Raw genomic sequence first — 19,601 nt, 5'->3', positions numbered from 1 at the left:
TATACGCAGGCTGATTTTCATTTATTGTTCAAAGGTGCCCTTAACAAGCGGGACGCCTTCTTCAATCATTATTTTTCCTTTAGCAATGACCGTGTCGATCGCAAGCGATTCTTTTTCAAGCAGGACAAGATCGGCGTCATGCTGTTCGCGGATTTCCCCTTTTTTCTTAAGCTTCAGGATCCTGGCCGGGTTAGACGTAATCACCTGCAATGCCGTCTCAAGTTCGATTCCTTCATCAAGAACAGCCGATCGCACCTCCTGATAGAGAGAAGAAACTTTCCCGACTTGAAGTCCGGCAAAATCACCGTTTTCATCAAAATAAGGAAGACTTGCCTGTCCATCTGATGAAAACGTGATTTGCGTGACAGGCACGCCTTTTTCAAGCATCAGTCTGAGACCCCGGCTGCACTTTACTTCCCCTTCTTCGAGAAATTGGGGAATCGTGCTCGTTGTGAAATCCACATATCCCCCAATCTCTGCATACTTGATGCCTTCTTCAAATAATTCTTCGTTCCGGTTAATATGAGTCGGGTGGAAATGATGAATCGGGATATCCGTTTTTTCGGCGATTTCAAAAAGCAGGTCGAGTTTGCGTTCACTGTCGCCGACATGAATTTCAAGGACGCCTGCCTTCCCCGTGATCAGACCTCCGTTTCGTGCGGCGGCGGCAATTTTGGATAGCTCTTCAAACGTCGGTTCTGATGAACGGTGATCGGAAATCGCAATCTCTCCTACCCCGATCATTTTATCGATAAAAATAAGATCTTCTTCAATTTTCCCTGTCAGTGTTTTTACAGGAGTCTGGTAGGACCCTGTGTGCAGATACGTTGTTATGCCCTCTTCTTCCAGGGCATGAGCTTTTGCAAGCAGACTTTCAATTTTTCTTGTCGTCCCGTCTGTACCAAGCACTCCTACAACTGTTGTAACGCCTGCTTTCGTGGCATCACTCAAGTTCAGCTCGGGAGTACGGGTTTTAAACCCGCCTTCTCCCCCTCCGCCAATCAGGTGAACGTGTGAATCGATGAACCCCGGAACAAGAAGCTTCCCCGTTCCGTCAATGACATGAACGGACAGTGCTGACAGATCAAGATCAATCCTGTCTTTGATGTAGCCGATTTTGTCCGCGGTAAGAAGAACATCCTTCCTGCCTAAATAATGCGGCGCGTAAACTTCTGTATTTTTTATAAGTGTAAGCAAGTGTAAACCTCCTGTTTATCTGGGATGATCCGTCGTTTAAAACGGTCCGTAGTCTATCAAATGAGCAATTACAACGGCTGCAAGTCCGATCAGATATTGAATGAAAACAAGCGGAAGCACCCATTTTGCCCACTTTGTCCAAGGAATGCCTGCGATTGCAAGGCCTGCCATCAGCGTGCCTGCTGTCGGGAATATGATGTTGCCGATTCCATCTGCAAATGAGAAAGACAGAACGGCTGTCTGACGGGTAATATCAAGCAAATCGGCAAGCGGCGTCATAATCGGCATAGTAAGCATCGCGTGCCCGCTGCCTGAAGCAAGAATGAAATGGATGAGAGCCTGGAAATTGTACATTCCGATCACGCTCCAGAAAGCAGGAATGTTCTTAAGCGTATCAGACACTCCAAAAAGCATAGGGTCAATGATGTGACCTTCATTCAAAACGACCAGTGTCGCTCTTGAAACACCGATAATCAAAGCGCCCCCAATCAGCAGCGAAGAACCTTCAACAAAGGATTTTGCCATTTGATCTGCAGAAAGTCTGCCAATGATTCCGATAACAATGGTTAACACAACAAACAGTGCCGCAATTTCAGTGATGTACCATTGAAACTTAATAACTCCAAAAGCAAGGACAACATAGTTTAGAAGGAATGCACCCAAAATCAGCTTGTGCTTCGTTTGAAGCTTATCTTTTGAATGAAGAAGCACGTCCGCTTCCTCTTTTGTGTATTTTCCAAAGAACCCTTTTGACGGATCCTTTTTCACTTTCATCGCGTGACGGTAAACGAAGATAACAGAAACCGCATAGACAATCACGAATAATACAAGTCTGTATCCCATTCCAGAGAACATCGGAAGCTCGGCTATACCCTGAGCAACCCCTACCGTAAATGGATTCATGACCGCGGTAGTAAAACCGGCAGCTGCCCCGAGAATGACAATGGCCGTTCCCGTAAGCACATCAAATCCTAAAGCAAGAGCAAGCGGAATAAGCAGCGGAATATAAGCAAGCGTCTCCTCAGCCATCCCCATAAGCGATCCGCCGACTGCAAAAAACAGCATCATGACCGGAATCAATAGCTTTTCCCTTGAAGCCAGCCTTTTTGCAAGAGTGGTAATGAGCAAATTAATCGTGCCTGTAGCAGTTAAAACCCCAAAAAATCCCCCAATGATCAGAACGAAGAAAATAATGTTTGCCGCTTCAACCATTCCTGTATGAAGGGCCTTTACCATGCCGAACGGACTGACCGGCGTATTTTCAGCAGACGTGAAGGTATCCGGATCAATCTCGGTTCTTCCGTCAACCTCTACCCTGGCGTAGTCTCCTGCGGGCAATACATAGGTTAATAGAGTTGCAACAACCAGTACACCCAGAAGGAGGGCAAATACATTGATCTTTCTTTCCTTTTTTGGTTTCACTTCTTTTCCCTTTGGTTCATAAGCATTTTCTGCAAGAGCCATAATTGTTTTCTCCCCTTTTTCTTTTGATGCGTTTAATAAGATAAATGCAATTTGTGTGCCAAGATGAAAAAAAGAAGAGAAAATGCTGTTATCAACCGACCTCAATGCTTGTCATATGTAAGTATCATTCAAAATGATACTTTCTTCAAGGGCTCATATTCACTTTACTGCATAAAGAGTTATTATCTAAAATTTCTAATAACCCTTGCTTTTTTGGTCTTTTATTGGCGGCCAATTGTGATATTATAGAACCAATAGAACCAAAAGGAGCGAATATATGAAACGATCCCTCATTCTCCTGACAGGCGGTACAAAAACAAAGAAAACGCTTCACCATCAGCTCGTTCAGCTTTTGGGTGATGACCTTTCTATAAGGAGCTATGCTGCCGATGAAGGTCTTCCTTCGAATTTGAAAGCCGATATTATCCTGTATTCCTCTGAAGCCCTCAAAGATGAACTTTCCTACATAAAGAATATAGATGCAGAAAAAGTTATAATCGGCAAACGCACCGTTCATCATGACTATCTGGACAAACTCCTTTCCATTCCGGAAGGTTCAAGCGTTCTTGTCGTAAATGATGAGTACAATGTCACAATGGAACTGATTCAGTCGCTTTATCAGCTGGGGATCAGCCATGTCCGGTTTCTCCCGTTTAAAAAGAATGAGACCTATCAAGAGAAAATCGATGCAGCCGTTTCACCGGGCGAAATCGAACTTGTCCCCTCTTATATCCCGCTTATTCTCGATATTGGCGTGCGGCTGTTTGATATGACCACGATTTTAAAAATAGCGGACTACTGCAATCTGCCTGAAAATGCAGCTCTCCACATTTCAGAGAGGTACATCCGCAGCATGATTGAGCTGCAGCAAAAGCTGATGGCTGCGCAAAAACAGACAAAAGCGATTTATCAGCACCTCGAGAACGTAGTCAACACGGTGGATGACGGCATTCTCGCCATGAATGAAAAAAAGGAAATTACGGTTTTTAATGAAAAGCTTGAAGCTCTGTTTCATGTAAGAGGATCCGACATCATCAACACTCCCATTCAAAAAGCAGCCCTTCAGGAAGACGTGGTTTCATTTATTCAGAACGGCATCGAAGAAAGCCGTCTTTTCAGCATTCACGGAGTCGATGTTGCTGTTTATCGCTATTCAATGGCTTTAGAACAAACAACTGTCGCTGTCTTCAAAAGCGTCCGGCAGGCATCGGAAATTGAAAAAACGGCCCAGAGGAAGCTGCGGGAAAAAGGTTTTTTTGCCAAATACAGCTTTGATGACATCATTTGCGAGAATACCGGAATGAAAAACCTCAAACAGATTGCGAAAAAATTGGCTTTATCTGAACATCCGATTTTAATCCAGGGGGAATCAGGAACAGGAAAAGAATTGTTTGCACACGCCATTCATCAGCATTCCATGCGGAAAAACGGACCGTTTTTGCCTGTCAACTGCAGTGCTCTGTCTGAAAGCCTGCTTGAGAGCGAGCTTTTCGGCTACGAAGAAGGGACTTTTACAGGTGCTCAGCGCGGAGGAAAGAAAGGATTGTTTGAGCTTGCCGACAATGGGACGATTTTTCTCGATGAAATCGGTGACATCAGCCTCTCTATGCAGTCCCGGCTGCTGAGAGTGCTTCAGGAAAAGGAAATCCGCAGAATCGGCGGAACGAAAATCATCCCCATTAATGTCAGAATCATCTCGGCCACAAATAAACGGATTGAAAAGCAAATGAAAGAGCAGACATTCCGCAATGATCTGTTTCACCGTCTGAATGTCCTTAACCTCTCCATTCCGTCACTGAAGGAAAGAAAAGAGGATATCCCGCTTCTCATTCACCACTTCATCACAAAAAACGGCAAGTGGCTCAAGGTCGAACCCGCATTGATGAACTTGCTTGCATCAGCCGAATGGGACGGCAACATAAGAGAACTTAAAAACACGGTCGATTATATGATTACAGTCGCCGATGGGTCTGTTTTAACAAAAAATGACCTGCCTCATTCGTTTTCACCAAGCATTCCGCAGTCAGCAAGCGGCGAGCAGTCAGAGCATGACGCCATCCTGTCGATTGTGAAAGAATGCAACCTGGCAGGAAAAGCAGCAAGCAGAGATTTGATTTCGGAAAAAACAAAAGAATGGATCATTCCCCTTACCCCTCAGCAAGTGCGCAGACGGCTTGACGATCTGGAGGAAAAAGGATGGATCCAAAAACGGAAAGGACGCGGCGGAACGAAAATTACGGAGGCGGGGATAAGATATTTGGAGAGTACTGCTCCCGTGAAATAAATGTCAGCACAAAAAAGCCGGACACTTTTTTACAAGGTCCGGCATCTTTCTATTCTCTGTTCTGTGTAAAAATCAATACAAATTTCAGCAGCTCAAGCAGAGAGATGAGCGCCGCAGCTACATATGTCAGGGCGGCTGCTCCAAGCACTTTATTTACTCCGCGCTCCTCTTCATTCCGGATGATGCCTTCTGCAATCATAAAATCCTTTGCCCTGTTGCTTGCATTAAATTCGACAGGCAGCGTTATCAGCTGAAAGGCGACAGCTGCCGAGAAGAAAATGATGCCGAGTCCGATCAGATTCATTGAACCGAGCAAAAACCCTCCGATCAGCAGAAAAGGTGCCACCCCGGAGGACAGGCTTACAACCGGAAACATTTTATGCCTTAACGTCAGTGCCCCGTATGCTTCTTTATGCTGAACGGCGTGGCCCACTTCATGTGCCGCAACCGAAATGGCCGCAATCGAATGACCCGCATAGACAGGCTCGGAAAGGCGAACCGCTTTTTTCGTCGGATCATAATGATCGGAAAGAGTTCCTCTGACCGGTTCTACCGGCACATCGTGTAGACCGTGATGATCAAGAATTCTCCGTGCAACCTCCATGCCGGTAAGTCCTGATGACGCCTGAACTTTGGACCATTTATTAAAATTGCTTTTTACCTTGGCCTGCGCCCACAGGGCAAGCCCAAACGCGGCAAAAATGAGAATATCCATCGGATGAAAAAACATATAGCGCCTCCTGAGTAAAGTTCTTACTGTTATATTTCCTTGAAGCATCTGTTAATAAACAGCGAAGTGCTATCATGATGTGCCCATCTTGTAGTAAAATAATGGCATACCACATGGAAACGAAGGTGAAAGCATGACCATCAAGCAGGAAAAGAATACCCTTGAGGAACTGCAGAAAGCGGAAAAACACTATTCCGACTCAAAGTTTTGGGATAAATTAAAAAAATTCGGCAAAAAAGCCGGATCATCTGTCGTGTACGCCGTCCTTCTGCTGTACTATACCCTTCAAAAACCTGAAGTGCCCGCCAAAACAAAAGCCATCATCATCGGCGCCTTAGGCTACTTCATCCTGCCGCTTGACCTTATACCGGACCTTGCCGCAGGCGTGGGCTACACCGATGACCTCGGGGCTTTGGGCCTCGCCCTCCTTCAGGTAGCAATGTATATTGATGATGATATTAAAAGCCAGGCGAAAGAAAAGCTGACGGAATGGTTCGGACCTTCTGTCGACACGGCTGCCATTGACGAGAAAATAAAATAAGTGCGATAAAAAACGTCTGTTCCGCTTTGGAACAGACGTTTTTATGTGAAAAATGACTTTTATGAACTCTTCAGCAGGGCTGCGAACCAATTTCAAGGTCAAACAATCCAGTTGTGCCGGCTAACAGTCCGAACTCCCGGTCTAACAATCCAATCCGGTCCGCTAACAATCCGAATTCCCGGTCTAACAATCCAATTCGGCCGGGTAACACGCCAATCATTATAAGTGCCTGAAAAATAACCGCCTCAACCCCCGGTTAGATCTCTTTTTTCAAAAGCTGCAGATCAATATACAGCTGGATCCTCGTATAAAAATCATCAAAATCGATGGCTGTCAGCTCCTGGATTTGATTAATCCGGTATTTGAGGGTGTTTGTGTGTACAAACAGCTGTTCAGCGGTTGGTTTCAGCTTGCAGTTATTAAGAAGATAAATTTCAAGCGTATGGATCAGCTTTGTCTGGCTTTCTTCATCTTTTTTCCTTAAGATCTGCAGGCTCGTATTGTTGTAGCCGGTAATACTGTGGTGCTTTGAAATGGTCTCCAGGTATCTGAAAATGCCGAGCTTGCTGTATGTAAACGGCAGTTTTTCAGAAGAGCCGATAAACTTGGCTGCATTAATCACTTCAAGAGCCTCATAGTAAGATTTTCTGAGCTGCAGGATGGAGGAATACGAATTGCCGATCCCGGCATATATCTTATAGCCGCCAAGCTGGGAAATGACCGTCGACGTCAGTTCTGCTGCACTTGCCGCGAGCTGATCGGATACTTTTGCATTGCTTCCGATAATGACAACCACCTTCAGCTGATCGGTGAAGACGTGCGCAAAATGATTCAGGGCATTGGCAAACAGCCTGACCGTCTCCGTCAGTTCCTCCAGCTGCTCCTCCTCGCTTTGGGAAACCGTAAAGATCGTGACAATAAACGTCTCAGGTATCATGATACTGTGATTTGCCGCTTCCCATCTGATCTGGTTTTCCGTTTGAAAGGCTTCCCCGATGATCTTTTTGTAGAATTCATTTTTTTCTTCGTTTTCCCTGAGGTTAATCTGATTTTTCTGGTAGAGTAGCTTCCCGATATGACGGGACACTTCATGGAGAAAATCGAGATCCCCCTCTGATATAGGCTCTGTCTCCTGGACCCATATATAGCCAAAAACCTGGTCTTTATAAATAGCGCTTACAACGACACGCTGATTCAGGCCAATGTCTGCAATCTGTTTCACTCTGAACGGATGGGGAATGGTCTTCAGCTGTTCCACAATTCCCTCGTCCATAAATTTTTCCAAGATGGGAATGGGCCAGTGTTTCGTGAAAATGGTCTGCTGATTCGCCTGATCAAACTGATCGATGTAATACGAACTGTAGGACAAAAGAGAAAATTGATCATTTTCAATCACAACCGGCTTTTTCAAATAGGTGCTGACCATATCCGTAATGTCATTAATGTTTGTAATGGTCTGGATCTTCTCAAGGATCATGCAGATCGGCCCCCCGATTCTTTAGGTAAATGATGAACCTAATTATATACCTTTTATTCAGAAGAATGGAATAGCCGGGGATTTATAAAAAAACAGGAAGTCCGCATATAGGGACTTCCTGCTGAATATTACTGCTTCAACACTCGTTCAAATTCATCAAATTGCTCTCCTGCTTCTTTCGGAGGCTGAGGTGTGATCAGACTGACTGCCACAATGGCAATTAAACTTGCGGCAAATCCCGGAATCATTTCATAAAGCATGTCTGACAATCCGGCCATTGACCAGATGATGACCGTTGCTGCGCCTACAACCATTCCGGCGAGTGCACCCCACTTCGTCATGCGTTTCCAGAAAAGGCTCAGGAGGATCAGCGGTCCAAATGAAGAACCAAAGCCTGCCCACGCATACCCGACAAGTCCAAGAATCGTATCATTTTGCTCCCATGAAAGAAACAGGGCAATAATCGAAATCATAAGGACGGACATTCTGCCTAAAAAGACGAGCTCTTTATCTGATGCCGAACGTCTGAAGAAGGTTTTGTACATATCCTCCGTAAGCGAGCTTGCTGTTACAAGCAGCTGCGAAGAAATTGTGCTCATGATGGCAGCGAGAATTGCCGAGATTAAAAATCCGGTGATAAAAGGATGAAACAATACTTCTCCAAGGACAATGAAAACTGTCTCGGGATCTTCAAGCTTTGTGCCCTCTCCCGCAAAATAAGTGATGCCGAAAAATCCGGTAAGCATCGCGCCGATGCTGGAAAAAATCATCCATCCCATCCCGATTGCGCGTGCCTTTTTAATTTCTTTCACAGAGCTGATCGCCATAAAGCGGACGATAATATGAGGCTGACCGAAATAGCCGAGTCCCCACGCAAAGAGTGAAACGATGCCAAGGAAGCTTGTCCCTTTAAAAATATCAAGTAAAGCCGGATTGATTGTTCCCGGCGTTTCAAATGCAGGACCGAACCCTCCCACATGAATCACCGTGACAATCGGAACCAGGATAAGTGCAACAAACATAATAATTCCCTGAACAAAATCAGTCCAGCTGACTGCAAGGAAACCTCCAAACAGCGTATAGGCGACGACAACGCCCGTTAAAACCCAAAGACCTGTGTGATAATCAAGTCCAAACGTGCTTTCAAACAGCACTCCCCCGGAAACCATTCCTGAAGATACGTAAAAGGTAAAGAATATTAAGATAACTAAAGCCGAAATCAGTCTTAGAATCCGGGATCCGTCTGCAAACCTGTTCTCAAGGAAGGACGGAATGGTGATGGAATTATTCGCAATTTCCGTATACGTTCTTAAGCGCGGTGCAACATACAGCCAGTTTGCATAAGCTCCTAGCGTCAGCCCGATGACAATCCATATGGAACTTAAGCCCGTCGCATACATTGCCCCCGGAAGACCCATCAAAAGCCATCCGCTCATATCGGCAGCTCCAGCGCTGAGAGCCGTAACAGCAGGTCCGAGACCGCGGTCCCCAAGCATGTAGTCGTTTAAATTCGAAGTACGTTTATAGGCAAAATACCCGATCAGCAGCATACCTGCCATGTAAATGCCTATCGATGTAAGCAGTGCATAGTCTATCATAAAAGTACCCCTCTCCCGCCAAAAATCTCTCTATTTTATAGAGGCTGCTTCCTTTTTTAATGCAGCTTCCTGCATCTTCATGCGAAATCAGCCTTTAAAAAGAGGAAGCAACTTGGTTGGTCACTTCCTCCTTCTTTTTATCCCTTTTGTTTACCCTGGGTCTGAAATCAGAACGTTTCAGACGTTGTTTTTGCCTGCATGTGAAGCTGAAGGTAATCTGGTCCGCCCGCTTTAGAGTCAGTGCCGGACATATTAAATCCGCCGAATGGCTGGTAGCCGACAATGGCGCCTGTGCAGCCGCGGTTGAAGTAAAGGTTTCCTACATGGAAATCTTCGCGTGCTTTTTCCATGTTTTCACGGTTTTTCGTGATAACGGCGCCAGTCAGGCCGTACTCTGTGTTGTTGGCAATTTCAATCGCCTCATCAAAGTCTTTTGCTTTAGCGAATGCAACAACCGGTCCGAAGATTTCTTCCTGCATTAAGCGCGCTTTCGGATCTACATCAGCAACGATTGTCGGCTGAACGAAGAAGCCTTTTGAGCTGTCGCCTTCGCCTCCAGCTAGAATGCGGCCCTCTTCTTTGCCGATTTCAACGTAGCTCATAATTTTGTCAAAAGCAGCCTGATCAATCACAGGACCCATGAAGTGGTTTTCAGTCGGATTGCCTACTGTCAGCTTTTTCGTCAGTTCAACCGCACGGTTCAATACTTGGTCGTATACATCTTCAACGATAACCGCACGCGAGCATGCAGAACACTTTTGTCCCGAGAAGCCAAATGCTGATTTCACGATAGATTGAGCAGCAAGCTCAAGGTCTGCCTCTTTGTCTACTACAATTGTATCTTTACCGCCCATTTCAGCGATTACACGCTTAAGCCAAATCTGGCCGTCATTCAGCTGTGAAGCACGGTTGAAGATGCGAAGGCCTACATCGCGTGAGCCGGTGAATGAGATGAAGCGAGTTTTCGGATGGTCAACCAGATAGTCGCCAACCTCTGCTCCGCTTCCAGGAACAAAGTTCAGAACGCCTGCAGGAAGACCCGCTTCAAGCATAACCTCAACGAATTTAGCTGCAACGACCGGAGTTGTTGAAGCCGGTTTTAATAGAATCGTATTTCCTGTTACGATTGCAGCAACAGCCGTTCCTGCCATGATCGCAAATGGGAAGTTCCATGGAGAGATGATGATGCCTACTCCAAGCGGAATGTAGTCATAGCGGTTGTATTCACCAGGACGGCTTTCAACAGGCACTCCGTCTTTTAGCTTCAGCATTTGACGAGCGTAAAACTCAAGGAAATCAATCGCTTCAGCTGTGTCCGCATCTGCTTCATTCCAAGGCTTGCCCGCTTCCTTTGTTAAAAGAGCCGAAAACTCGTGCTTACGGCGGCGGATGATGGCTGCTGCTTTGAAAAGAACGTCAGCGCGGATTTCAGGTTTTACTTTTTTCCAGCTTTCAAATGCTGCAGATGCTTCCTGCATAGCCTTTTCAGCAAGCTCGCGGTTTGCTTTTGAAACGCGTCCGACTACCTGAGCTTTATCAGCCGGGTTGTAAGACGTGATTTTGTCTTCAGTCGTTACCTTTTCTGCCCCAATATAAAGCGGATAATCCTGGCCAAGGTAGCCTTCTACCTGCTCAAGCGCCTCAAGGTATGCTTTCTTGTTTTCCTCGTTTGAAAAATCAGTAAATGGTTCGTGTTTGTATGGAATCATGCAGATCCTCTCCCTTTAATAAAATTGGTTAGCTTTTGACCATACCTTTAAATGCAAATGCGATATTTGAAGGTCTTTCGGCAAGTCTTCTCATGAAGTAGCCATACCAGTCAAGACCGTATGGAACATAAACGCGCATCTTGTAGCCCTGCTTCACAAGGTCAAGCTGCGTTTTGCTTCTCATGCCGTAGAGCATTTGAAACTCAAATTGCGAATTAGGAATATGATGCTTTTTGGCAAGCATTTTCGTATATTCGATGATCTGATCGTCATGGGATGCTATAGCTGTATAGTTGCCGTTAAGCAGGCTTTGTTCAATCAGCTTTTTGTAGTTTTCATCTACATCTTTCTTTTCAGGAAACGCTACTTCCGGTGATTCTTTATATGCGCCTTTTACAAGACGGAGAAACGGCTGATAGTCAGCCAGGTCGCTTAAATCTCTTTCTGTGCGGTACAAGTATGCCTGCAGCACCGTGCTGATGCAGCTGTATTTTGCTTTAAACTCTTTGAAGATATCAAGAGTTGCCTGGCAGCGCACTTCATCCTCCATGTCAATGGTGACCATGACGCCGTGTCTTTCTGCCGTATCCAGAATCTTTGTCATGTTTTCAATCACAAGCTTCCGGTCGATATCAAGACCGAGCGATGTCATTTTCAGTGACACCTGAGAATCAAGCTTCTCTCTGCTGATCATTTCAATGGTTTCGATGCATTCTGCCGTCCGCTCGCGTGTAACGGCCTCTGAATCTACAAATTCGCCAAGATGATCGACTGTTACAGATAATCCGCTGTCATTCAGCTGTCTGATGAACTTTATGGAACTTTTAAAATCAGTTCCGCCGATAATTTTGCCGGCTGCAAAACTGCCTCCGCGCTTTTTAGCTATATTGTTAAGTAAATGGTTCTTTGATAAGAAGAGGAAAAAGTCTCTTGTAATCGCTTCCACTTTACATGCACCCCCTCATAAAAGTTGTTCTACACCCTCATCTTACGTCCTGTCGACAATTTTCACAACGTTCTAAAAAAACAATATTCAAGCGCTTTATTTGTTGGTTTTAGACAAATAGAAGCCATAATCCGGTATTTTCTGGATAGAGATGAAACCATTTCAACAAACTGATCACCATTTTTGCCATCCAAGACTAAACTCATGAAAAAGTAAGCAATTAAAAGTAAACACCTCTTGTTGACGCTTACATGACATTACCCCTTTTATGGCGTATGATGATATAATTTTCAGGTTACTAACGGACCCGGCTTTCATGAGAGTTGAAAGCCATAAAAAAATAAAAAGAGGTGTTTTTTGATTTGAACGTACAGACAATTAAACAGGAATGGTTCGGCAACATACGCGGAGATATTCTATCCGGCATTGTTGTTGCTCTGGCGCTTATTCCGGAGGCCATTGCCTTTTCCATTATTGCAGGAGTAGATCCAATGGTCGGACTCTACGCTTCATTTTGTATTGCGGTGGTTATTTCATTTGTCGGGGGAAGGCCCGGCATGATTTCGGCTGCAACCGGGGCGATGGCACTTCTGATGGTGACGCTCGTTGCTGAACATGGTCTTCAGTATCTTCTTGCCGCTACTGTGCTCACAGGCATCATTCAGTATGTCATGGGTGCACTTAAACTCGGAAGGGCGATGCGGTTTATTCCGAGATCTGTAATGGTCGGCTTTGTTAATTCTTTGGCTATACTCATTTTTATGGCTCAGCTTCCACATTTTGCGGGAGAATCCTGGATCATGTATGCGATGGTAGCAGGAGCACTGGCCATTATTTATATTCTGCCTAGATTCACAACTGCCGTGCCGTCTCCGCTCGTTGCCATTGTTGTCATCTCGGTCATTGCGGTTATGACGGGTGCCGGTGTGCGCACAGTCGGTGATATGGGTGAATTGGCGCAGGAGCTGCCTATGTTTTTAATCCCCCAAATACCATTAACATTCGAAACACTGCAGATCATTCTTCCTTATTCCTTTGCGCTTGCTCTTGTAGGATTATTGGAATCCCTGCTGACAGCTCAGATTGTCGATGATATGACAGATACGGAAAGTGATAAAAATAAAGAAGCCAAAGGACAGGGCATCGCTAACATTGTGAATGGATTTTTCGGCGGTATGGCAGGCTGTGCCATGATCGGCCAGTCCGTCATTAATGTGAAGTCCGGAGGAAGAGGCAGGCTTTCAACGTTTGTGGCAGGTGTCTTCCTGATGGTTCTTATTGTTTTACTGAACGATCTGCTCGTTCAGATTCCAATGGCAGCCCTTGTCGGGGTTATGATTATGGTGTCAATCGGCACATTCGACTGGTCCTCGCTCACAAAGCTTCATGTGATGCCGAAGTCAGATGCGGCAGTCATGGTTGTCACAGTCGTTACCGTCGTCGCTACACATGATTTATCCAAAGGTGTGCTGGCCGGAGTTATTTTAAGCGCTCTGTTCTTTGCCGCTAAAATATCGAAGGTGCACGTCGAATCGTTTACAGATAAACGGACGATGGCAAAAACATACAAAGTGCACGGGCAGGTATTCTTTGCTTCCGTCCAAAACCTTGTAGCTGCTTTTGATTTTAAAGAAGAAGCCCGTACCATTTATCTTGATTTAAGCAGCGCCCACCTCTGGGATGATTCGGCAGCAGGAGCAATTGATAAAATCATCATGAAATACAGACAGCACGGCAAAGAAGTCATACTAACCGGTCTAAACGACGACAGCAGCAGTCTTTTAGAAAAGCTAGCTCTTTACGATAAACCGGATGCCAAAGCAGTAAATCACTAATAAACAAAGAGAGATGCCGTCGTGCATCTCTCTTTTTTGTTTTTCTATTAGCATGATGCTGCCTAATTGAGGAAACCTAAAGCATAGATTTCTTTTCGATAGGCAGGTGTGATAGTTGAGTAATGAAACAGAAATAGCCCGGCCCGCGGGAAAAAATACAAGGTGGACAATATCTGCGCTTTTAAGCACGTTCATTATATTGAATTACTTTGACAGGGTTGCCCTTGCTGCCGCTGCCCCTGAACTTCAGAAAGCCTTTTCGTTGAGCGCTTTTGAAATGGGGCTTGTTTTTACGGTGTATAACTATGCCTATACCCTTATGCAGCTTCCGATCGGCAGTATGCTCGACAGGTGGGGAGTCAGCTGGGTGACAAGGACCGGCATGGTCATCTGGACGTTTTTGACGATCAGCCTCGTCTTTATTCAAGGCACTCTTCTTTTATACATCATCCGTTTTTTCACAGGCATCACCAGCGCGTCTGCTTTTCCTGCCGCAGCAAAAGCTACAGCCAGCTGGTTTCCTTTTCATGAGAGAGGACTTGCCAATGCCCTGTTTGATTCCTCTGCCAAACTTTCAAATGTAATCGGCGGGCCTCTTGTAGCGATATTGATCACCCTTTATGACTGGAAAACCGCTTTTTTGGCAATCGGGGCGATTAACGTGCTGTTTACCTTTGTCTTCTGGAAATATTACGACGAGCCGGACACTCACAAGAGCATATCAAAAGAAGAAATCAACTACATTCATATGTACGAAGATTCTTCAGACCTTCCTTCTTATAAAGCGGCACTTGTGCTGAAATCGTTTTTTACAAACAGAAAGGCTTGGGGGCTGATGATTGGTTTTACCGGGTACGGATATACTTTTAACCTGCTGCTTCTTTGGCTTCCTACGTTCTTTAAGGAGCAGTTTCAGCTGGATTTGCTTTCCTCCGCTCTTTATACAGCCATCCCTTGGCTGATTGCCGCTCTCTCAGGGATTCTCGCTGGCGGGTGGCTTGTCGACAGCCTGATCAAGAAAGGATACGCCCCTGACAGAGTATATAAAAACATCATTGCGGCTGGACTTCTTATCGGCCTTATCTTTATCGGGTCCATCTTTACATCAAGCCCGGTCCTGTCGATGATTTTCATTTCCGTTGGCCTTGCCGGAATATCCGCAACAGCCCCAATCGGCTGGACGATTGCAGCAAAGCTTGCACCGCCCGGCACAACAGCGATCCTGAGTTCAATGGTCAATTTTGCGAACAACCTTTTCGGAGGGATCATTGCTACCTTCTTGACCGGATATATAGTGGACGCAACAGGTTCATTTAATCTTGCTTTCATCATTGCGGCGGCCGTACTCGTCATTGGCTTGATTTTTTACACCGTCGTGCTCGGTGATATTGAACAGATTTCTGTAAAAAGCAAAAAGCTCTGAAACAATTCAGAGCTTTTTTCATTATCCCCTTGTCACATCAATGACTTTCGTCACAACAATTGGAGACCTCTTCAATTTTTTATAGATGAAATCAGAAATAGCCGAACTTAATTTCCGTTCAATATCATCTGCTGGATGCTGATCAACAAGAGCTGCTGCCCTCGTTTCGATTTCTCCCATAAAGCTGCTTGATTCTCTCAAATAGACAAAGCCTCTTGAGATGATTTGCGGCTTGCGGATAATTTCTTCCCCTTCTTTGAAAAGAAGAATCGATAGAATTCCGCTGTCTGCGAGCTGTTTCCGTTCACCAAGCAGAGACGTTCCGACATCGCCGATACCGTGGCCGTCTACATAGACAGACCGTGCAGGCACTCTTCCTGCCTGGTAAGCTTTTTCTTTTGACACATTAAGAACCTGCCCGTTGTCGAGAATAAAGATGTTTTCTTCCGGAACAAAGCAGTCCAGGGCAAGTGCCTGATGCATCTTCTGCATGCGGTACTCCCCGTGGATCGGCACAAGGAATTTCGGTTTTAGAAGCTTAAGCATCAGCTTCAGCTCTTCCTGGCCGCCATGTCCTGATGTATGAATGTCATAAAGCTTGTTATCAATAACATCCGCTCCCGCTTTCATCAGTTTGTTGACGATGCGGTTCACGCTGAGAACATTCCCCGGAATTGGAGAAGATGAGAAGATGATCGTGTCGCCTTCTTCAATATGGATATGGCGATGCTTTCCTTCTGCAATTCGGGAAAGGGCAGCAAAGGGCTCTCCCTGACTTCCCGTGCACAGAATAGTCAGCTCGCTGTTTTTATAGGCACTGATTTCATTAGGATCGATAAACGTGCCCTTTGGAGCATCAATGTATCCGAGCTCAAGGCCGATGCCGATCGCTCTCTCCATGCTTCTACCTGTGTAGGCAACCTTTCTTCCGCATGCGACAGATGCCTGAATCACCTGCTGCAGACGGAACACGTTTGATGCAAACAGAGCGACGATAATTCGGCCGGACTGCTTTCTGACTACGTTCAAAATGTTCTGGCCGATTTTCTTCTCAGAAACAGAGAACCCGGGAATTTCGCTGTTGGTGCTGTCAGATAAAAGACAGAGAACTCCGTCCTGCCCGACTTTTGCAATCTTCGACAAGTCCTGTTCAGGACCTGCCGGAGTTAAATCAAATTTGAAGTCACCTGTGTGAACCACGTTCCCCTGCGGCGTGTGGATCACAACTCCGAATGAATCAGGGATACTGTGCGTTGTCCGGAAAAAGGACACTTGCAATTCACCAAGTTCAATCAAGCTGTCTTCCGTAATGTCGTGCAGTTCTGCTTCTCTCAGCAGCCCATGCTCTTCAAGCTTGTTCCGGATAAAGCCCATAGCCAGTCCTCCGGCATAAACAGGCACATTTAATTGTTTCAATAAAAACGGCACTCCGCCGATATGATCTTCATGTCCGTGAGTGATGAACAGGCCTTTTACTCTCCCTGCATTCTTCACAAGGTATGAGTAATCAGGAATGATGTAATCAACGCCCCTTAATTCTTCATCCGGAAACTTGACGCCTGCATCAACAATGACGATTTCTCCGCCATACTCAACCACATACATGTTCTTTCCGATTTCGCCCATCCCGCCAAGCGGTATGATTTTTACGTTTTTTTCTTTAGTCATGTTTAGTCTCCCAGCAAGCTGATTGCTTATCTTAGTATCGTTTCTTCACAAAGTGAACTATTGTTTCATTGTAACATAAGATGGCGCACAAAAGCGCAAGCGCCTTGCTCAGATCCGATAGGCAGATAAGAATCCGGCCGAAAAGTCCGGGTCCCGCCTTTTTTGACGGATTTGTTCTGACAGAGGATCTAGGCCCTTCCGCTTGCCGAAGATATCTTTATAACATCATCACTAGCCTAAAAAATTCTTTTCGAATTTATAGGGCATAAAAAAAGACCAGCAGTCAGCATACGCTTCCGCTGGTCTTCCGCACTTATCCCCGTGCCCTGCCTTTTCTTTTCATGAAGAAATTATACAGGAACACAATCAAAGCAAGGACAAGAAGAATATGAATAATTCCTCCAGCAACCTTGAAAACAAGCCCTAGAATCCAAAATAAGATTAAAAGTCCAATAATCGTCCATAACATAGCGGGTCCCTACTTTCTCGTTTAGTTACGTAGTAGTTTCCCTTAATTCTGCAGAAATAAACAGATCCTTTTTTTAAAGAAGTGCCGGCAGCATAACGGTTACCGCAGTCCCTGTTGAAGCGTCACTTTCAATCCTGAGTTCACCTTCATGGAGCCTGACAATTTCTTTGACAATTGAAAGCCCAAGCCCGGTTCCTCCTGTCAGGCGGCTGCGCGCTTTATCCGTCCGGAAGAAGCGCTCTCCGATATGAGCAAGATCCTGTTCCGACAGCTCGCTTCCAATGTTATGAATGCGGAAATGAAACCGGTGCTTCTCTTCTGAGAAGGAAATTCGGATCACGCTTCCTTCTTCTGCGTACTTTATCGCATTGTCAATCAAATTGTAGAACACCTGCTGAATCCGTTTCGGATCGCCCATGATCACAAGATCTTCATGTAAATGAAGCTTCGTCTGCAGATTTTTTTCATGCAGCCTAATTTCAAACAAAGCAAACGTGTCCAAAAACAGCTGCGAAATGGCGATCGGCTCTGTCTTCAGGGTATACATACTCTCCTGAAGGACGTCGAGGTCAATCAGGTCATGAATCATCTTGTTGACCCGGTTCGTTTCCCTTTCAATCGTCTTCAAATAGTGCTCTGCTTCCTCAGGAGATTCATACATCTGATGGGACAGCGCCTGGCTGTACCCTCCAATATAAGTAAGAGGTGTTCTCAGCTCGTGAACAATATTTGCAAGGAATTCTTTTTTGCGCGCCTCCTGCTTCTCAAGAGATTCACTCATCGAATTAAACGCTCTTGCCAGTTCTCCAATTTCATCCCGCTTTGAAATCTGGAGCCTGTTGGAGTAATTCCCTCTGGAAACTTCCTTTGAAAAAAGCCTGATTTCCTGAAGCGGCTGAAACAGGGAACGCCGAATCTGATTGACGGCAAGAAACAAAATCATAAAAAACATGGAGCCTGCAAGCAAAAGAATCGGAATGCTTCCCTCAAACACTTCCTGAAGATCAGCGAGAGGCACATAAATATAAATATAGCTTTCTGTGCCGCTTTTTCCGGCAACAGGGAAAACGGCTCCAATGATTTCCCTGCCGAACTCTTCTACATACCCGTCTTTTACAATAAACTCTTCATTCTCAAGCCTCTTTCTGTCTGAACGGGTAATGAGAGCCTGATGATTAATTTCATAAGGAAAATAAGAAGACAGATCTTCAATTTCATCAAGGACAATCACTTCATATTCAGAAACCATATTGTACCAGTGGATTTTCTCTGCAAGGTCTTCACTCAGCGTCCCGGAGTGATAGTGTGCTGCCGTTCTCTCTCCCTGAAAAATCACAGACTCTTTCACACTGTTGAAATAAAGCTCCTTATACAAAAAATGCAGAAAGAAAAAAGAAAAAACAATGCTGAAAAGAATGCAGGCACCAATCAGCATCAGCACTTTCTGACTTAAATTTAATCGCTTAATCAATCCCTACACCTCAAATTTATAGCCCACGCCCCATGCGGTCTGTATAAGATGCGCATGGTCTTTTAATTTAAGCCTTAATGTTTTGATATGAGTATCCACCGTTCTGCCAGTACCAATATAATTAGAGCCCCATACCGATTCAAGGAGCTGCTCCCTGGTAAAGACCGTTCCTTTATTTCTGGCGAGAATCGACAAAAGCTCAAACTCCTTAAGCGTCAGCGAAAGCGTCTCGCTTCCAATCATCGCCTTATAAGAGAGAGCATCCAGAACAAGCGGCCCCACTGCTGCCCTGCTGCCTGCAGACGTGCTCTGCCTTGCTCTCCTGAGAACAGACTCCACTCTCGCAAGCAATTCTCCCGGGTGGAACGGCTTCACAATATAATCATCCCCGCCAAGTTTCAGGCCCTGAATCTTATCCCACTCTTCCCCTTTTGCCGACAGGAAAATTAGCGGAATCTCATACGCCTTTTTTAATTCCGCTGCAAAAGAAAACCCGTCCATATACGGCATCATAACATCTGCAATAATCAGATCCGGAACCTCTCTTTTCAAAAGATCAAGAGCCTCTGAACCATTTGCCGCTTCAATCACCCTGTAGCCTTCCTGAACCAGGAACGTTCTGATCAGAGACCGCATTGCTTCTTCATCATCAAGTACCATCACCGTTGTTGTGCTCATAAGAATAACCTCGCTTTTGCCTGTCTATATAGTACCTCCTATTTTACCTGAAGGATGTGAAATTTTTATGAGGTTTTTGCTATTTTGGGTTTTGGTGCCTTGTATTCGCGC

General features: G+C 45.3%; 15 protein-coding genes. 4 read left to right on the top strand and 11 right to left on the bottom strand.

Features of this window, described 5'->3' with window-relative positions; all coding sequences use genetic code 11:
* Positions 1–21 precede the first annotated feature (21 nt).
* Positions 22–1,197, bottom strand: a complete 1,176-nt coding sequence (gene iadA, locus AZ46_RS19920; protein WP_029283497.1) for a beta-aspartyl-peptidase — start codon at positions 1,195–1,197, stop codon at positions 22–24.
* Between the two features lie 36 nt (positions 1,198–1,233).
* Positions 1,234–2,661 (bottom strand): YfcC family protein, encoded by a 1,428-nt coding sequence (locus AZ46_RS19915; protein ID WP_029283496.1) that lies wholly within the window; start codon positions 2,659–2,661, stop codon positions 1,234–1,236.
* Positions 2,662–2,938: 277 nt separating this feature from the next.
* Here AZ46_RS19915 and AZ46_RS19910 point away from each other — a divergent pair, with 277 nt between their 5' ends.
* Positions 2,939–4,945 carry a sigma-54 interaction domain-containing protein gene (locus AZ46_RS19910; protein ID WP_029283493.1) on the top strand — a complete coding sequence of 669 codons (2,007 nt, stop codon included), beginning with the start codon at positions 2,939–2,941 and terminating at the stop codon, positions 4,943–4,945.
* Between the two features lie 49 nt (positions 4,946–4,994).
* Here the strand turns inward: AZ46_RS19910 and AZ46_RS19905 are convergent, their stop codons facing one another.
* Positions 4,995–5,675: a zinc metallopeptidase gene (locus AZ46_RS19905; protein ID WP_029283492.1), complete on the bottom strand. Its 681-nt coding sequence runs from the start codon at positions 5,673–5,675 to the stop codon at positions 4,995–4,997.
* Between the two features lie 133 nt (positions 5,676–5,808).
* Between AZ46_RS19905 and AZ46_RS19900 the strand changes: the two genes are divergently transcribed.
* Positions 5,809–6,216, top strand: a complete 408-nt coding sequence (locus tag AZ46_RS19900; RefSeq protein ID WP_029283490.1) for a YkvA family protein — start codon at positions 5,809–5,811, stop codon at positions 6,214–6,216.
* Positions 6,217–6,472: 256 nt separating this feature from the next.
* Here AZ46_RS19900 and AZ46_RS19895 read toward each other — a convergent pair whose 3' ends face one another.
* From AZ46_RS19895 to AZ46_RS19880, 4 genes are all read right to left on the bottom strand, one after another.
* The gene (locus tag AZ46_RS19895) at positions 6,473–7,693 is read right to left on the bottom strand and encodes a PucR family transcriptional regulator (protein WP_029283488.1); all 1,221 of its coding nucleotides are present in this window, start codon (positions 7,691–7,693) and stop codon (positions 6,473–6,475) included.
* 128 nt (positions 7,694–7,821) lie between these two features.
* Positions 7,822–9,276 carry a sodium/proline symporter PutP gene (putP, locus tag AZ46_RS19890; RefSeq protein WP_029283485.1) on the bottom strand — a complete coding sequence of 485 codons (1,455 nt, stop codon included), beginning with the start codon at positions 9,274–9,276 and terminating at the stop codon, positions 7,822–7,824.
* Between the two features lie 182 nt (positions 9,277–9,458).
* Complete coding sequence (gene pruA / locus AZ46_RS19885) at positions 9,459–11,000, bottom strand: L-glutamate gamma-semialdehyde dehydrogenase (RefSeq protein WP_029283484.1); 1,542 nt, start codon at positions 10,998–11,000, stop codon at positions 9,459–9,461.
* Between the two features lie 28 nt (positions 11,001–11,028).
* Complete coding sequence (locus AZ46_RS19880; RefSeq protein WP_029283482.1) at positions 11,029–11,946, bottom strand: proline dehydrogenase family protein; 918 nt, start codon at positions 11,944–11,946, stop codon at positions 11,029–11,031.
* 362 nt (positions 11,947–12,308) lie between these two features.
* Between AZ46_RS19880 and AZ46_RS19875 the strand changes: the two genes are divergently transcribed.
* Both AZ46_RS19875 and AZ46_RS19870 read left to right on the top strand, forming a co-directional pair.
* The gene (locus AZ46_RS19875; RefSeq protein WP_029283480.1) at positions 12,309–13,781 is read left to right on the top strand and encodes a SulP family inorganic anion transporter; all 1,473 of its coding nucleotides are present in this window, start codon (positions 12,309–12,311) and stop codon (positions 13,779–13,781) included.
* 115 nt (positions 13,782–13,896) lie between these two features.
* Positions 13,897–15,204: an MFS transporter gene (locus AZ46_RS19870; RefSeq protein ID WP_029283478.1), complete on the top strand. Its 1,308-nt coding sequence runs from the start codon at positions 13,897–13,899 to the stop codon at positions 15,202–15,204.
* 21 nt (positions 15,205–15,225) lie between these two features.
* On the opposite strand, the gene AZ46_RS19865 is transcribed toward AZ46_RS19870, so the two are convergent.
* The 4 genes from AZ46_RS19865 to AZ46_RS19855 all read right to left on the bottom strand — a co-directional run bounded on the left by AZ46_RS19865 (position 15,226) and on the right by AZ46_RS19855 (position 19,490).
* Complete coding sequence (locus AZ46_RS19865; protein ID WP_029283476.1) at positions 15,226–16,872, bottom strand: ribonuclease J; 1,647 nt, start codon at positions 16,870–16,872, stop codon at positions 15,226–15,228.
* A 313-nt stretch (positions 16,873–17,185) separates the two neighbouring features.
* A complete protein-coding gene (locus AZ46_RS21805; RefSeq protein ID WP_139015520.1) occupies positions 17,186–17,341 on the bottom strand; it encodes a lmo0937 family membrane protein in 156 nt (51 codons plus the stop codon).
* Positions 17,342–17,414: 73 nt separating this feature from the next.
* Positions 17,415–18,812, bottom strand: coding sequence for a sensor histidine kinase (locus tag AZ46_RS19860; RefSeq protein WP_235728257.1), 1,398 nt, complete (start codon positions 18,810–18,812; stop codon positions 17,415–17,417).
* 3 nt (positions 18,813–18,815) lie between these two features.
* Positions 18,816–19,490 carry a response regulator transcription factor gene (locus AZ46_RS19855; RefSeq protein ID WP_029283472.1) on the bottom strand — a complete coding sequence of 225 codons (675 nt, stop codon included), beginning with the start codon at positions 19,488–19,490 and terminating at the stop codon, positions 18,816–18,818.
* Positions 19,491–19,601 lie beyond the last annotated feature (111 nt).

It is taken from the genome of Metabacillus indicus LMG 22858 (assembly GCF_000708755.2).
Taxonomy (GTDB): Bacteria; Bacillota; Bacilli; order Bacillales; family Bacillaceae; genus Bacillus_P; species Bacillus_P indicus.
This window is presented reverse-complemented; position numbering and strand designations above follow the sequence as displayed.

What these genes read in the sequence shown, in the direction of transcription:
- AZ46_RS19915 (WP_029283496.1), bottom strand. Translation starts at nt 2,661, where the DNA reads ATGGCTCTTGCAGAAAATGCTTATGAACCAAAGGGAAAAGAAGTGAAA.
- AZ46_RS19910 (WP_029283493.1), top strand. Translation starts at nt 2,939, where the DNA reads ATGAAACGATCCCTCATTCTCCTGACAGGCGGTACAAAAACAAAGAAA.
- AZ46_RS19905 (WP_029283492.1), bottom strand. Translation starts at nt 5,675, where the DNA reads ATGTTTTTTCATCCGATGGATATTCTCATTTTTGCCGCGTTTGGGCTT.
- AZ46_RS19900 (WP_029283490.1), top strand. Translation starts at nt 5,809, where the DNA reads ATGACCATCAAGCAGGAAAAGAATACCCTTGAGGAACTGCAGAAAGCG.
- AZ46_RS19895 (WP_029283488.1), bottom strand. Translation starts at nt 7,693, where the DNA reads ATGATCCTTGAGAAGATCCAGACCATTACAAACATTAATGACATTACG.
- pruA (WP_029283484.1), bottom strand. Translation starts at nt 11,000, where the DNA reads ATGATTCCATACAAACACGAACCATTTACTGATTTTTCAAACGAGGAA.
- AZ46_RS19865 (WP_029283476.1), bottom strand. Translation starts at nt 16,872, where the DNA reads ATGACTAAAGAAAAAAACGTAAAAATCATACCGCTTGGCGGGATGGGC.
- AZ46_RS21805 (WP_139015520.1), bottom strand. Translation starts at nt 17,341, where the DNA reads ATGTTATGGACGATTATTGGACTTTTAATCTTATTTTGGATTCTAGGG.
- AZ46_RS19855 (WP_029283472.1), bottom strand. Translation starts at nt 19,490, where the DNA reads ATGAGCACAACAACGGTGATGGTACTTGATGATGAAGAAGCAATGCGG.